General features: G+C 37.3%; 10 protein-coding genes. 6 read left to right on the plus strand and 4 right to left on the minus strand.

What is annotated here, in order from left to right; genetic code table 11:
• Position 1 precedes the first annotated feature (1 nt).
• Both gyrA and ssb read right to left on the minus strand, forming a co-directional pair.
• Positions 2-2,725, minus strand: coding sequence for a DNA gyrase subunit A (gene gyrA, locus H3R33_RS04695; protein ID WP_370552693.1), 2,724 nt, complete (start codon positions 2,723-2,725; stop codon positions 2-4).
• A 445-nt stretch (positions 2,726-3,170) separates the two neighbouring features.
• Positions 3,171-3,686, minus strand: a complete 516-nt coding sequence (ssb, locus tag H3R33_RS04700; RefSeq protein WP_198184863.1) for a single-stranded DNA-binding protein — start codon at positions 3,684-3,686, stop codon at positions 3,171-3,173.
• 141 nt (positions 3,687-3,827) lie between these two features.
• Here ssb and uvrA point away from each other — a divergent pair, with 141 nt between their 5' ends.
• Positions 3,828-6,692, plus strand: a complete 2,865-nt coding sequence (gene uvrA, locus H3R33_RS04705) for an excinuclease ABC subunit UvrA (protein WP_198184862.1) — start codon at positions 3,828-3,830, stop codon at positions 6,690-6,692.
• A 46-nt stretch (positions 6,693-6,738) separates the two neighbouring features.
• On the plus strand, positions 6,739-7,677 hold the full coding sequence (locus tag H3R33_RS04710; protein WP_110438837.1) for a GlxA family transcriptional regulator: 939 nt from the start codon (positions 6,739-6,741) through the stop codon (positions 7,675-7,677).
• A 2-nt stretch (positions 7,678-7,679) separates the two neighbouring features.
• Here H3R33_RS04710 and H3R33_RS04715 read toward each other — a convergent pair whose 3' ends face one another.
• The gene (locus H3R33_RS04715; protein WP_198184861.1) at positions 7,680-8,942 is read right to left on the minus strand and encodes a hypothetical protein; all 1,263 of its coding nucleotides are present in this window, start codon (positions 8,940-8,942) and stop codon (positions 7,680-7,682) included.
• A gap of 26 nt (positions 8,943-8,968) precedes the next feature.
• Complete coding sequence (locus tag H3R33_RS04720) at positions 8,969-9,523, minus strand: cysteine hydrolase family protein (RefSeq protein WP_198184860.1); 555 nt, start codon at positions 9,521-9,523, stop codon at positions 8,969-8,971.
• Between the two features lie 255 nt (positions 9,524-9,778).
• Between H3R33_RS04720 and H3R33_RS04725 the strand changes: the two genes are divergently transcribed.
• The 4 genes from H3R33_RS04725 (at position 9,779) to glnA (ending at position 15,066) form a co-directional block, all read left to right on the plus strand.
• Positions 9,779-11,287, plus strand: a complete 1,509-nt coding sequence (locus H3R33_RS04725) for an aminotransferase class V-fold PLP-dependent enzyme (RefSeq protein WP_155565270.1) — start codon at positions 9,779-9,781, stop codon at positions 11,285-11,287.
• Between the two features lie 40 nt (positions 11,288-11,327).
• Positions 11,328-12,845 (plus strand): hypothetical protein, encoded by a 1,518-nt coding sequence (locus tag H3R33_RS04730; protein ID WP_198184859.1) that lies wholly within the window; start codon positions 11,328-11,330, stop codon positions 12,843-12,845.
• Between the two features lie 291 nt (positions 12,846-13,136).
• Complete coding sequence (locus tag H3R33_RS04735) at positions 13,137-13,475, plus strand: P-II family nitrogen regulator (protein ID WP_198184983.1); 339 nt, start codon at positions 13,137-13,139, stop codon at positions 13,473-13,475.
• Positions 13,476-13,677: 202 nt separating this feature from the next.
• Entirely contained in the window at positions 13,678-15,066 is a 1,389-nt protein-coding gene (glnA, locus tag H3R33_RS04740) for a type I glutamate--ammonia ligase (RefSeq protein WP_370552692.1), read from the plus strand.
• Positions 15,067-15,168 lie beyond the last annotated feature (102 nt).

Here is a 15,168-nt window from a genome sequence, read left to right on the forward strand (position 1 = left end):
CCTATTCATCCTCATCTTCTGATAAGGCTGAATCAGTGTCTGTCTGATTTTCATCACTGTCATCAGAATTATCAATCACAGGAAAAACACTACTGACCGTTTCCCCTTCATCAATACGGAATAAAGTTACTCCCATTCCTGTTCTTGATGTAATCCGTATCTGGTTAACTGGCACGCGAATCAAACGTCCCTTGTCCGTCACCATCATTACATCTGTATTTTCCCATACCGCAAATGTTGCAACAACGGCATCCCCGTTCTTGCCCGTCAGATTTATATTAGCAATACCCAATCCGCCTCGACCACTTACTCGATATTCATAAGCGGAAGTCCGTTTACCAAAACCGGCATTGGTTACCGTCAGAAGAATTTCCTCAGACCGTTGTAGCTCGCTTAAGCGTCCTGTTGTCAGCTCTACAGCAGATTCATTATTTTCAACTTCGTCCTCAAACGGATCTTCACTTTCAACAATCGTTTCATCATCACTGGTTTCGGCATTTTCCGCACGTCGTTTCGCATTACTGTAACGTAAATAATCAAGTCGTTCAGAAGTTAAAATATTAACATGATTTAAGACAGTTAAGGAAATAACCTCATCATTATCAGCCAATTTGATACCACGAACACCGGTACTTCCACGTCCGGAGAAAACGCGCAAAGAACTGTCGGTAATCTGGAAACGTATAGCCCGACCTTTATTGGTGGCCAAAAGAACATCCTGACCTTCCTGACAGGTAGCAACCCCTATAAGCCGTTCATGTTCATCTAGTTTCATGGCAATCAAACCGGAAGAACGTATATTTCCAAAATCACTCAGGCGATTACGTCTGACGTTTCCGGATGAGGTGGCGAACACAAGATGCAAATCTGACCACAATTCCTCATCCTGAGGCAAAGGCAATACTGTTGTCACCTCATCATTTCCTAAATCAGGCAATAAATTGACCAATGCTCTACCTTTTGACGTTGGGCTGGCTTCTGGTAAATGCCAAACTTTTGCACGGTACGCCTTTCCTCCAGAAGAGAAAAATATTACCCATTGATGTGTATGCGCGTTAAAGGATCGTGTAATTATATCATCTCCACGTCTTCCGGCCCCAGTTCTGCCACGACCCCCACGATTTTGAGAACGAAAAGTGTCCAATGGGGTACGCTTGATAAATCCCTCACGTGTTATGGTTACAACCATCTGTCCAGGTTCAATCAGGCTTTCATCAGTTTGGTCGCCTTCATAATCGACAATATCGGTCATTCTTTCACAGGCAATTGCAGATCTTACACAAACAAGTTCATCACGCATAATTTCCATACGACGCAAATGACTCGCAATAATTTCCAGCAATTCCTCAATCCGTTTTGAAACTTCCATTAGTTCACTTAGAATTTTTTCACGTTCCAAACCGGTTAACCGTTGCAATCTCAACTCAAGAATACCACGAACCTGCACTTCACTGAGATAAACTCTTCCGTCTTTTAATGTATTACCTTCATCTTGGATAAGGTTTAAAAGACTTTGGATATCTTCCGCAGGCCAGGACCGATTCAATAATTGATCACGAGCTGTTACCGTATCCGGAGCCGAGCGGATTAAAGCGATAACTTCATCTATATTAGCAACCGCGATAACCAGACCCAACAATAGATGCGCCCGATCCCTAGATTTTCTTAATTCAAATCGCGCCCGACGCAAAATCACTTCCTCACGGAAGGAGATAAAGGCATTTAACGCATCTTTCAATCCCAGTAACTGAGGTTTTCCATTGGTTAATGCAAGCATATTCACACCAAAAGTCGTCTGTAGCTGGGTAAAGCGGTATAATTGATTTAAGACCACCTCCGCGGTAGCATCACGTTTGATTTCAATGACCACCCGCATACCAGAACGATCACTTTCATCACGGATATCGGAGATACCTTCAATCTGCTTATTACGTACAAGCTCCGCAATTTTCTCTTGTAAAGTCGCCTTGTTTACCTGAAAGGGAATCTCGGTGATAATAATGGCCTGCCTGTCCTTACGAATTTCCTCGATACTGGCACGTCCCCGCACCAGTATTGATCCACGTCCCGTTTCAAATGCATTACGAATACCTGAACGTCCAAGAATGATACCGCCAGTGGAAAAATCTGGACCAGGTACAATTTGCATTAATTGTGCAAGATCCATGTCTGGATTGGCAATTAATGCCAAGGTGGCATCGATAATTTCTCCAGGGTTGTGAGGCGGTATATTCGTCGCCATTCCTACCGCAATACCCGAGGCACCGTTTATTAAAAGATTTGGATAGGCTGCGGGCAAGATAACGGGTTCCCGCTCACTTTCATCATAATTTGGCTGAAAATCAACTGTATCCTGATTTATGTCTTCCAATAAAAATATGGCAGGTTTCCCCAGACGTGCCTCTGTATAACGCATAGCTGCTGGAGAGTCCCCATCAACAGACCCGAAATTCCCCTGACCGTCAACCAGACATACCCGCATAGACCAACGCTGTGCCATTCTTACCATGGCATCATAAATTGATGAGTCCCCATGCGGATGATATTTGCTCATCACATCCCCAACAGCACGGGCAGATTTACGATAAGGTTTATCAGGGGTCAAACCACTTTCAAACATTGAATATAAAATTCGACGATGAACGGGTTTCAACCCATCTCTGACATCCGGCAAAGCACGACTGACAATTACAGACATGGCATACGCCAGATAAGAGGTTTGCATTTCCTCTTCAACGGTAACAGGGGTAATATCGGTTGAAAAGGATGAAGTATTTTCTGGTAAATCGGTCAAGGCAGATCCATCATTTAATTAATTATAAACTAATCTACAAACAAATAACTTTAAATCAGGTTACAACGTAAGAATGTCTTATGATCTTTGCAAAATAACCCTTAAATAATAATATTCCTATAATATAGAGTAAAACTTATAAGTTTTATAGTGGAAAGAAAATAAATAATTTTATGATCAAAAGCTTGCTAAAAACAAAAATACAAAAGGATTTACTATTTAGATCTAATATTATCACGTCACGATAATAAGATCGTATCTTTTTTATAACATTCTGTTTATATTTAGTTAGAGTGCGGATCACTAAAAATATACAAGTTATTATCAAACCAATGACATCAATGATATTCCAGTGATCAAAACTCCATCGATAGACTTAGAAGGGAATTTCATCATCCAAATCATTATTACTAGGCATGGAAGCATCCCAACTGGAATTGGATCTATTACCAGATGATGCATTACTGGCTGGACGGGCCGCAGGTGGTGGTGTAAATGAAGATTCCGAACCATAATTATCCATTGAATCTCCACCACTTCGCGCGCTATCCAACAAAACCAGTTCTCCTCTAAATCGGTCAACAACCACATCTGTGCTATACCGTTCAACACCTTGCTGATCAGTCCATTTCCGGGTTCTCAATATACCCTCAATAAAAACCTTGCGACCCTTACGTAAATATTTTTCTGCAACATCAGCAAGACGCTCATTAAAAATTACCACTCTATGCCATTCTGTCAGATCCTTGCGTTCACCAGTCTGACGATCGTTCCATGTATCACTGGTGGCAATTGCGAGAGTAACTATCTTGGCACCTGTTTGTGCACTTCTAACTTCAGGGTCTCGTCCAAGATTTCCAACCAAAATCACCTTATTAACACTTCCTGCCATTTTATCCTCATTTCTTTATAGTAAAAAATGCTATATCTTTACTTTTTTTCCATCTTTAAAAGAATTATATTCTTTCTATACCATCCTGTAATTTTTTTAAAACAGTAATCACAAGATACAAAACCATATAACAATCATATCATGAAAAATAAATCACCGACTGCGCTTACCCATATTAAAGTGCGTGGAGCAAAAGTCCACAATTTACATAATATTGATGTTGATATTCCCAGAAACAAGATGACGGTTATCACGGGCCTTTCCGGATCGGGAAAATCCTCTTTGGCTTTTGACACTATATATGCGGAAGGACAAAGACGTTATGTTGAAAGCCTTTCAGCCTATGCACGCCAGTTTTTGGAATTAATGGGGAAACCCGATGTTGAATCCATTGAGGGGCTGTCTCCCGCGATATCAATCGAACAAAAAACAACATCCCGCAATCCACGTTCAACAGTTGGCACCATTACTGAAATTCATGATTATATGCGCCTGTTATGGGCACGAGCAGGAACCCCTTTTTCACCGATTACGGGATTGCCAATTGAAGCACAAACCGTTAGCCAGATGGTTGATCGAGTGATGGAGTTGTCCGAAGGCACCCGATTGATGTTGTTATCCCCCATTGTACGAAGTCGTAAAGGGGAATACAGAAAAGAGCTTGCGGAACTTCAACGCAAGGGTTTTACACGGGTTAAAATTGACGGGAAACTATATGACATTTCAGAAGCGCCGGAATTAAATCGTAAACTTAAACATACGATCGAGGTGGTTGTTGATCGCATCATCGTTAAACAGGGTATAGAAAATCGATTGGCAGATAGTTTTGAAATAGCCTTATCCCTTTCCGATGGTCTTGCACAAGTGGAGGAGGTCTTACGTAAAGATGAAAAAAGAAAATCAATTCATTTAAGCTTTTCATCACGTTATTCTTGTCCTGAAAGCGGATTTACTCTTGAAGAAATTGAACCAAGACTTTTTTCCTTCAATGCACCCCAAGGTGCATGTCCAGTATGTGACGGTATCGGGACTGAAAGCTTTTTCGACCCAGACCTGATCATTCCCAATCCTGCACTTTCTTTGGAAAAAGGGGCTATTTCAGCATGGAAAAATACTTCACTGCCCTATTATCAACAAACTTTGGCAAGTCTAGCCGAACATTTTCATTTTAAAATCAACACGCCATGGGAAAAAATCCCTGGAAAAATTCAACATGCCATTCTGCATGGTACAGATGAAAAAATTCCGATTCACTATCATGATGAAAAAAAATCCTATACTGTAACTCAACCTTTTGAAGGGGTGATCAAAAATCTAGATAAACGCTATCATTCAACTGACAGTCATATCATTAGGGAAGATCTCAATCGCTTTCGGGCGGATTATCCTTGTCACGCTTGTCATGGCGCCCGACTTAAACCCGAAGCTTTATGTGTCAAAATAAACAATAAAAACATTGCAGAAATTGCAGATTATCCCATCCATCAAGCATTAAAATGGTTTTCCAGTGTTGAAGAAACTCTATCCCCTCAAAAAGCAGAAATTGCCCATCGAATTCTGCGAGAAATTATTGACCGCTTGAAATTTCTCAATGATGTCGGTCTTGATTATCTTACATTATCCAGAGGTTCAGCCACACTATCTGGAGGTGAAAGCCAGCGCATTCGTCTGGCCAGTCAAATTGGATCTGGACTGACAGGGGTTTTATACGTTCTGGATGAACCGTCAATCGGATTACATCAACGGGATAATGAACGGTTGCTCGGCACTCTTGATCGTTTAAAAAACCTTGGAAACACCTTGATCGTTGTTGAGCATGACGAAGACACGATCAAGGCTTCTGACTATCTTATTGATATGGGCCCCGGGGCTGGCATCATGGGGGGACATGTCGTTGCCATGGGCACACCCAAGGAAGTGGAAAAAAATCCGGACAGCCTTACCGGCGATTATCTGAGTGGCCGAAAATTCATTGCCATTCCCAAAAAAAGAAGGAAAATGAATAAAAAGCAAATATTAACACTGTGTAACGCAACAGGTAACAATTTAAAAAATGTTACTGTTGATTTTCCTCTTGGGACCTTTATCGCCGTAACGGGTGTTTCGGGGGGTGGAAAATCCACCCTGATCATTGATACGCTTTATAAGGCCCTTTCCAGACAATTGATGGGTTCGAATGCTGTACCCTCTCCATATAAATCCATCAAGAATATTCCACTACTTGATAAAATCATTGACATAGACCAATCCCCCATTGGACGCACCCCCCGTTCCAACCCGGCAACCTATACAGATTTATTCACACCAATTAGAGAATGGTTTGCAGAGCTGCCAGAAAGCCGTGCACGAGGTTACAAGCCAGGACGCTTTTCCTTTAATGTCAAGGGCGGACGATGTGAAGCCTGTCAAGGAGATGGGGTCATAAAAATTGAAATGCACTTTCTTCCAGATATGTTTGTTACCTGTGATACCTGTAAAGGAGCAAGATACAATCGGGAAACGTTGGAAATCAAATTCAAGGGCCACTCCATTGCCGATATTCTAAATCTTTCAGTAGATGAAGCCATACCATTATTTTCATCCGCTCCCAGAATTTACGACCGTCTAAACATACTAAAACAGGTTGGACTTGGCTACATTCATCTTGGACAACAGGCCACCACCCTTTCAGGAGGAGAGGCACAGCGTATCAAACTTTCCAAGGAACTGGCAAGGCGGGCAACGGGAAGAACCCTATATATTCTTGATGAACCTACAACAGGACTACATACGGAAGATGTACGTAAGTTACTGGAGGTTTTACATACACTGGTTGATCAGGGAAATACCATTATTGTTATCGAACATAATTTGGAGGTTATCAAAACCGCTGATTGGGTTATTGATCTCGGACCTGAAGGTGGAAGTGGCGGTGGTGAAATTGTAGCAACAGGAACACCAGAACAAATTGCCAAGTCACCAAATAGTTATACAGGCGTTTTTTTAAAACCACTTTTAAATCAATAATTTATTTTGTAGGGTAATTGATACCCTACAAATTTGGTTTTAATCCATGATGACGAATCAATTTAACTTAAAAATTGTAATTATTTCTTATTCAGATCATCAACAGACAGCTATCAACGGTTTGATTGATTTATTTAATCTGGCAGAATATGCGTGTAACTCATTTAAAAAAATTCAGGTCAAGGTAATTTCCAACGATCACGATTTTACAAATTTTCTAGCCAAACAAGACGTGATCATTATTCCTCCCTGTATGAGCGGAATCCATACACCGGATAATATTGGCGAAATAATTAATTTTATTAGACATCATCATTCTCAACAATCCATAATTGCGGCAATCTGTGTTGGAACATTTATTCTAGCTGAAACGGGATTGTTAAATGGAAAGGAAGCCACAACCCATTGGTTATATGCTGATACCCTTAAAAAAAAATTTCCAAAAATCATTGTAAATAAAAGCAAACTTCTGGTTGATAACGAAACTCTTATCACTAGTGGTGGAATCATGTCCTGGGTCGATATTGGATTATATATTGTAGAAAAATTTTTTGGCCATCATATAATGCTAAAAACGACTCAATTCATGAATGTTGATCCACCAAGAGATCTTCAAAATCAATATATGTCTTTTTTTCCAAAACTGGATCATAATGATACAGCTATCCTTAAGGCGCAATATTGGCTTATGAATGCAGATATTCATGATATAAACGTCAAAAATCTTGTTATTCAATCGGGACTTGAAGAACGAACTTTCTTAAGACGTTTTAAAAAAGCCACCAAACTGCTTCCAAAAAATTACATACAGAATTTTTGCATTGAATATGCCAAAGGCCTTCTTGAAACAACCGATATGCCTATTGAACAAATTTCATGGAATCTTGGTTATGCTAATTCAAGTTCGTTCAGAAAAAATTTTACCAAGATCACCTGTCTCACCCCAAGAGATTATCGAAACAAATATAAAATCCGTTCAAGATAGATTTAATCCTGAGCTTTCATCAACTTCACTCTCTGATCAATTATTTTAATGTATTTATTGATATTTTGAATAAATAACTGAATGGATTTTTTATCCAGTAATAATTGCGATGTTAAAACACTTGTTATCAAACTTCCCTTATGAAATGACATATGATACGTAAATAACAATGCACCAGATGTGCGATTGGCAACGGACCGATAGGCAAGAACATTTATATCATTTTCAAACTTTAAGGTATCTGTTCTACCACTATTGGTGAATCCCAATCCTTCGCACAATCTTACAGCCTTTTGAAAAGACAGCTTTTGTTTTTTTGCATCCGCAAGAATCTGGCTGGTTGTTTCCAGTTCCTTGGATAAGTGTTTCTTAATATAACTTATTTCCCTTTCAAACCGCCTGACTGAATCATCAATATCCCAGATTTTTACATTGATATTCACAACATCCAATAAACAACCCAATTGATTCATCAAATCGTTATTTTTACGGTAGGTTACTGCACTATAAGTATTAATGTTATTAATATTTAAAAGTTTCATTACAGCAATTGAATAAATGACAGTCAAAAGGGAATTAAGTCTACAATCCAATTTCTTTGCATAATATTCCATGGATGATAAGAGCGATGGGTTAATAATCCATGTATCAACAGCGGTCCATTTTAGAGGCAAGGGATTATCAAAGATTTTCAAAGCCTGTGAAAAATCATTGTCAGGTTTATGAACTTGACGGATATCGCAATCGGCCACCTCTTTTGCATTGAAATATTTCCATACAGGAAAATGCTCATAATGTTTTTCTTCTTCGTCAATAGAAATTGAATCTATTAAATCTTTAAGAATTTTTTTTGCTGAATAGGTATCCATGATAGCATGATGTTGAGTAAGGATAATTATGCAACCTTTATTCTGGACAGGATAGATAATTTTCAGTTTTGATAAAACTTGATTATAATCAAGAATGTTATTAACTTCTTTTTCAAGAATCAAATCAAAATCTTTAATTTTGTCCTCGTATCTAAAAACTTCAAAATTAGAAACGGGATGAGAATTTTTCTGCAAACACCATTTTTTATTCTGAATGACCAGTTTTTGTTGCAGTAATGGATTTTTATTTATGTAATTTTCCAAAGCAATTTTAAATTGTTTTGATGAAATTTTATAATCCAGATAGAGCAAAGTTACTGCTTGAGATGTTCCCAGAAAAACAGCATGATTATTAGCCATCACTGTTTCAATCGTATTTAGATAACGGTCAAACATGATAATATATCGTAATTCATTTTCATTTAAGATAGATGTGCCAAAAATTCATCTTTGGGCATTATTTTGGCACCAGCAAAAGATAATATCCATAACATTGCAGCATGAACTTTTGGCGCAGGCACTTCAACATCGTTAAAGGTTATTTCTTTTGACGCAATACAATCAGGGATCAATGTCACCTGATATCCATAATCTAAGGCTGTCCTGACTGTCGCATCAACGCACATTTGGGACATGGCACCTATAACGATAAGATTTTTATAATTATGTCTATCAAGAACGGACTTCAATTCCGTTCCCTTGAAAGCGTTAGGATAATTTTTTGTAATACATATTTCATTATTCAATGGTTTTACATCCTTATTAATTTTCACCCCTTCAGTATGCTGAACAAAAAAGGGTGCATCCTTCATGGGAAACTGATGTTGTATATGGATGACTGGAATATGATGTTGCCGTGCGGCAGCTAAAACTTCCATGCTGCTTTTACCAACAGAATTCATATTAAATAATGGAAATTTTCCATTTGGATAATAATCATTTTGTAAGTCTATAATGATAAGAACTGTATTTTTCATCAACGTAAATTCCATGCAATAACAGGCTTTATTAAAATACAGTCCAATTAGGTAAATTAATAATAAGTAAAATTGACAAATATCAATGTATTTCAGACAAAATATAAATAATTTATTAATAATCCTGTTAAGTAATTTCTAAACAATTTTTCTTTTTTTGACTGTTATTTGTCTTTTTAATTTATGTAATACTTATTTTATTATGGATAATATACAACCTAAAAATTGAATTATAAATATTAAGAAAGTATTTCAATGAATAACTATAAGGTATCCAGTAATAAAATTATAAATAAAAATAACTCAATATTATATGATGCTTTTAACCCAAATAATATTTCATTTTTATTTGAAAAAATTCAACAAAAACTTTATAAATTGCTTCAAGATAAAACCAAGAAAGGAATTCATTGTATAACTCCGCATGAACTCCTCAATATTGCCCTTCATCTGACAGATCACAAATCCGGTGAGTCAATTATTGAACGACTGAACCAGATTGTTGATTTACACATCAATACTGCAATCAAAGTAAATTCTACAGGATATATGGCCAGACAATTTTCATCGGTCATTCCTGTTTCAGCCATTTATGATGTTGTAAATTCTCTGTGCCCCCAGCCAGCATCATTTTATGAATGCGGCCCCCTACCTAATGTAGCAGACAAAATAATTGCGGAAAAATTTGCTAAATTTTTGGGATGGGAAAATAGTAATTATGGCATGATTTCAACCTCTGGAGCAAGTTTGGCCAATTTAACCGCGGTAATAACCGCCCGCAATAACAAATACCCAAATATCTGGAAAAAAGGAAATGCTGGTCAAAAAAACCTTGTACCTACCATAGCTATAGGAACGGATGCACATTTTTCTGTCAGCCGGATTGCTGGCATTATTGGTCTTGGTCAAGACAATATCATTTTATTACCCCTGAACGCTCAAAGACAAATCTGTATAAAACAAGCAAGGCAAATTTTAAATAAAGCCCATAAAAACGGAAAAGATATTTTCTGTATTATCGCTGCTGCAGGTAGTACAAGCATTGGGGCTATTGATCCCTTAAAAGAATTGTCGGAACTCGCCATTAAATATAAAGCCTGGTTTCATGTTGATGCAGCACATAGCGGATCCTTTCTAGTTTCCGATCAATTGAGAAACCGAGTAGCAGGCTTAACATACGCTGACTCTTTTTGTCTTGACGCTCATAAAACATTATTTGTTCCTGCGGCTTGTACATTATTATTTTATAAAAATGGTGATAAAACAAAGCTGACATTTCCGATTCAAGCCAGTTATGTTACAGAGGAATTTGAAGATGAAATAACAAAATTCGAAAGTGGAACTAAAAATTTCGAATGTACCAAACGACCTTCCATTTTAAATTTATGGGTTGTTTGGTCTTTATACGGTCAACAATTTTTTGCAACCAAATTAAACCTTCTAGTCAAAACCACCTTTCAAGCATACAAATATCTACAGACCCTAGATGATTTTGAAACCTTGCACAAACCTGAATCCAACATTCTTTGCTTCAGATATTTGCCAAATGAAAAAAAACTATCGAAAGAAAAATTGAATTATTTACAATTAAAAATAAGAGATAAAATCCGTGATGAAGGACGCTATTTCATTTCAAAAGTGGATCTAGATCATATCACCGCCCTCCGTATCGTTATCATGAATCATGAAATCTCAATGGATGATATCGCTGACCTGACCAAACATATTGAGACCGCAGCAAATTCCATTCTTAAAACCTTTTAAATTCATTCCATCCCCATATTTTACCCAAGGAGCCCCTATCTTGCATATCCATCCAAACAAGGAATTACTGAAAACTGTTTTTCCTGATTTTTTGTTTAATCCACAATCAATCCAAAATATTGCTCAATTTCCAACGTTTTTATCAACCATTCGCTATTTTGAACGGTTAACGGAAACTTATTTTGATGCAATTCCATTTGAAATACAGAACGAATTTATTCTTAAAAGATTAAAACAGCTGATCGAGATATGTCGAGTCAACCCTATTTGGAAAGAACGTATTGATCAAGCGATTGGCAAGGAAAAATTAAACGATTTTGAAACTTTTTCCGCCATTCCGCTTACTGATAAAGAAATTTATACAGATTTATTTTCTGGCAAACGTCCAGGTATGATTGTCCCGATCGAAAATGGTAATTTTCAAATTGCCAACAGTGGAGGTACCGCCTCAGGAAGATCTTCCGAAATCGTATTTTCAAAAAAAGAATTAAGGGATACTTACAGATGGGCAGGAAATTTTATCGGAAAACATATTATTTCACGTTATATGGAAGAACAACAGGCCAAATGGATTGGCACCACTCTATCTGACAGTCAATTATGGAGCAGCGGAACCATGGTTGGTGGAGTTTTACAAGAAATTCCAAATGTTAATTATCTTGGTATCGGACCCATGTCCGCTAAAATTTATCAGCGTATTATGCAAAATCCGGGACAAAAAGGTTTCATGGGCATTGTCCGCGATATCGCCCTGCTCGTTCCTTATGCAAGTGAATTAAATGATCAACAAAAGGATAGTTTGAGAATAGCTCTATATGGCAGTGGATGTCTTCCAGAAAAAATTAAATCTGATCTAAAAGATATCTATCAGAATTTAATCATATTGAGTTTTTTTGCTGCCACACAGGCCGAAACTATAGGTTTACAACTCAATCCGGAAAGTTCAATCCTAACAGCTGTTCCCGGTTTACATCTGATAGAAATTGTCGATAAAAACGGTAAATGGGTTCAAGAAAACGAAGAAGGAGATCTTGTCGTCACAAGATTATTTGCAAATGAAGCCCCTGTCTTGCGTTATAGATTAGGGGATCGCGTCATAAGGCGTCCAAATTATACCAGTCGATTTCTCAATTCGATACAGTTTGAATATGTAGGCCGCAGTGACGATTTTATCTCTTTGATAAATCATCAATTTTATGTTCCACATTTCCTGACATTATTATCTAAGAAACTGGAGATTGATTCCATTTTTAGCTTCAACAAAATTGCTGAGGAATTTCAATTCCAAATAAACCAAAATTCTGAAACCTTAAATTTAATAATTGCGGTTTCAAATCTTTATGAAATGAAGAATCAATATGATAAACATAAAGACAAAATTTGCGATATAATGATACGATCATTGATTGAATCTGATAAAAAAAACACTCTATCACATTCCCTTTTTGAAAAATTGAAACATAAATGCCAATTCAATATTCATTTTGTTGAAAAAGAATCTTCCATGATATATCGAACAGATGTGGGAAAAACGCCTTTAATTTATAAAAAACAATAATTTGCAATTTATGAATTAAAATTTTTTATGATAAAAATTTAGGCAAAAAAATTACATAAACCCTACAAATCATTGTCTATTTTATAGCAATTTTAAATAAATAATATAAAAAATAGGCATAATGTTTAAATAATAGACATTTTTTATTAAATTGTTCTATTCATTGTTAAAAATTCTCTATATCTTTACACTGGACAGAACTTTCCAAACATTCTTTAATATTGTTATCGTAAACAGTAACAGTATTATCGCTATATAATTTTTATTTGATGAATATAGAGAAACAAGATGATAAAAAAAATCGAAGCCATTATTAAGCCTTTTAAACTCGATGAGGTTAAAGAAGCGCTTCAAGAGATTGGCCTTCAAGGAATTACGGTAACAGAAGTAAAAGGGTTCGGCCGCCAAAAAGGCCATACCGAACTTTATCGTGGTGCTGAATATGTCGTTGATTTTTTGCCCAAGGTTAAAATCGAATTTGTCTGTAGTGCGGATATCGTCGAACGTGCAATTGAAATCATCCTCAATACAGCAAGAACTGGCCGAATCGGTGATGGAAAGATTTTTGTTATTCCTGTGGAAAATGCCATTCGCATTCGTACAGGTGAAAGTGGGGTTGAAGCTTTATAATCAATTTTATCTTTTTCATTTTGACAAAATGAAGTATCCCTTTGAGAGTTATAACCATATGGGAAGAAAAATATTATCTTTATGGATGACACTGTTACGTTTTTGAATGCATAAATTTCTATCATATAATAAGGACTAATAGTACATGGCCGACCAATTGATTTCTTCTTCAGCTTCCAAAGAAGAGGCTATTGCCAAAATTATGGATCTGCTTCAGGAAAATTCTGTAGAATTTGTTGATTTCCGTTTTACGGATCCACGGGGAAAATGGCATCATACCACACAATTTGTATCAACCATAGAGCCTGATATTTTTGAGGATGGCATTATGTTTGACGGTTCTTCCATCGCCGGATGGAAGGCTATTAATGAAAGTGACATGATTTTAATGCCTGATCCATTTACAGCAGTTATGGATCCATTTACGGCGAAACCCCAGCTTATTCTTATTTGTGATATCATTGATCCTGCAACGGGAACCGCTTACAATCGTGATCCTCGTTCCACTGCGAAACTGGCTGAACAATACCTAAAATCAACAGGAATTGGCGATACGGCTTATTTTGGGCCAGAAGCAGAATTCTTCATTTTCGATAATGTCAAATTCGGTGTCGGTTCCAATTATGGTATCTATCAACTCGATAGTATAGAAGGCCCTGATGCAAACCTAAAAGATTATCCCGAAGGAAACATGGGACATCGTCCTCGGGTGAAGGGAGGCTACTTTCCTGTTCCACCTGTTGATACGGAAAATGACTTGCGTGCAGAAATGCTTAGCACGATGGGTGAGATGGGATTGCCTATCGAAAAACATCATCATGAGGTTGCCCAGTCTCAACACGAATTGGGAGTGGCTTTTGCCACCCTAGTACGTTCCGCTGATTTTATGCAGATCTATAAATACTGCGTTCATAATGTTGCAAATTCATATGGCAAAACTGCAACATTCATGCCAAAACCAATTTATGGTGATAATGGCACTGGTATGCATGTCCATCAATCCATCTGGAAAAACAACACTCCAAATTTTGCAGGAAATGGCTATGCCGACCTTTCAGATCAAGCCCTGTATTATATTGGTGGAATTATTAAACATGCAAAAGCGTTAAACGCTTTTACAAATCCATCCACCAATTCATACAAAAGATTGATTCCAGGATTTGAGGCTCCTGTCTTGTTAGCCTATTCGGCTCGCAACCGTTCCGCCTCCTGTCGCATTCCATATGTGACCAGTCCTAAAGCAAAACGTGTTGAAATCCGTTTCCCCGATCCAACAGCAAACCCATATCTCGCATTTGCGGCAATGCTAATGGCTGGAATTGACGGCATCAAAAACAAAATTCATCCTGGTGATGCAATGGACAAGGATCTTTACGATCTACCTCCTGAAGAACTTAAAGAAATTCCAACCGTATGTGGCTCTTTACGTGAAGCATTGGAAGCTCTTGCAGCTGATCATGATTTCCTATTGGCGGGAAATGTATTTACTCAGGACCAGATTGACAGTTATTGCAAAATCAAATGGGAAGAAGTATATCGCTTCGAACACACGCCTCACCCTATCGAATTTGATATGTATTACTCAGTCTAAAATTTAAATAAATATCCTTGCTAATCTTTAATCAGTCATTCCTACAGCAAGGATATAAAAAAAACGAACTATTAAATTTTTAAATGTCAATTAAAAAATTAT

The sequence above is a fragment of the Commensalibacter sp. B14384M2 genome, from assembly GCF_016101865.1.
Classification (GTDB): Bacteria; Pseudomonadota; Alphaproteobacteria; order Acetobacterales; family Acetobacteraceae; genus Commensalibacter; species Commensalibacter melissae.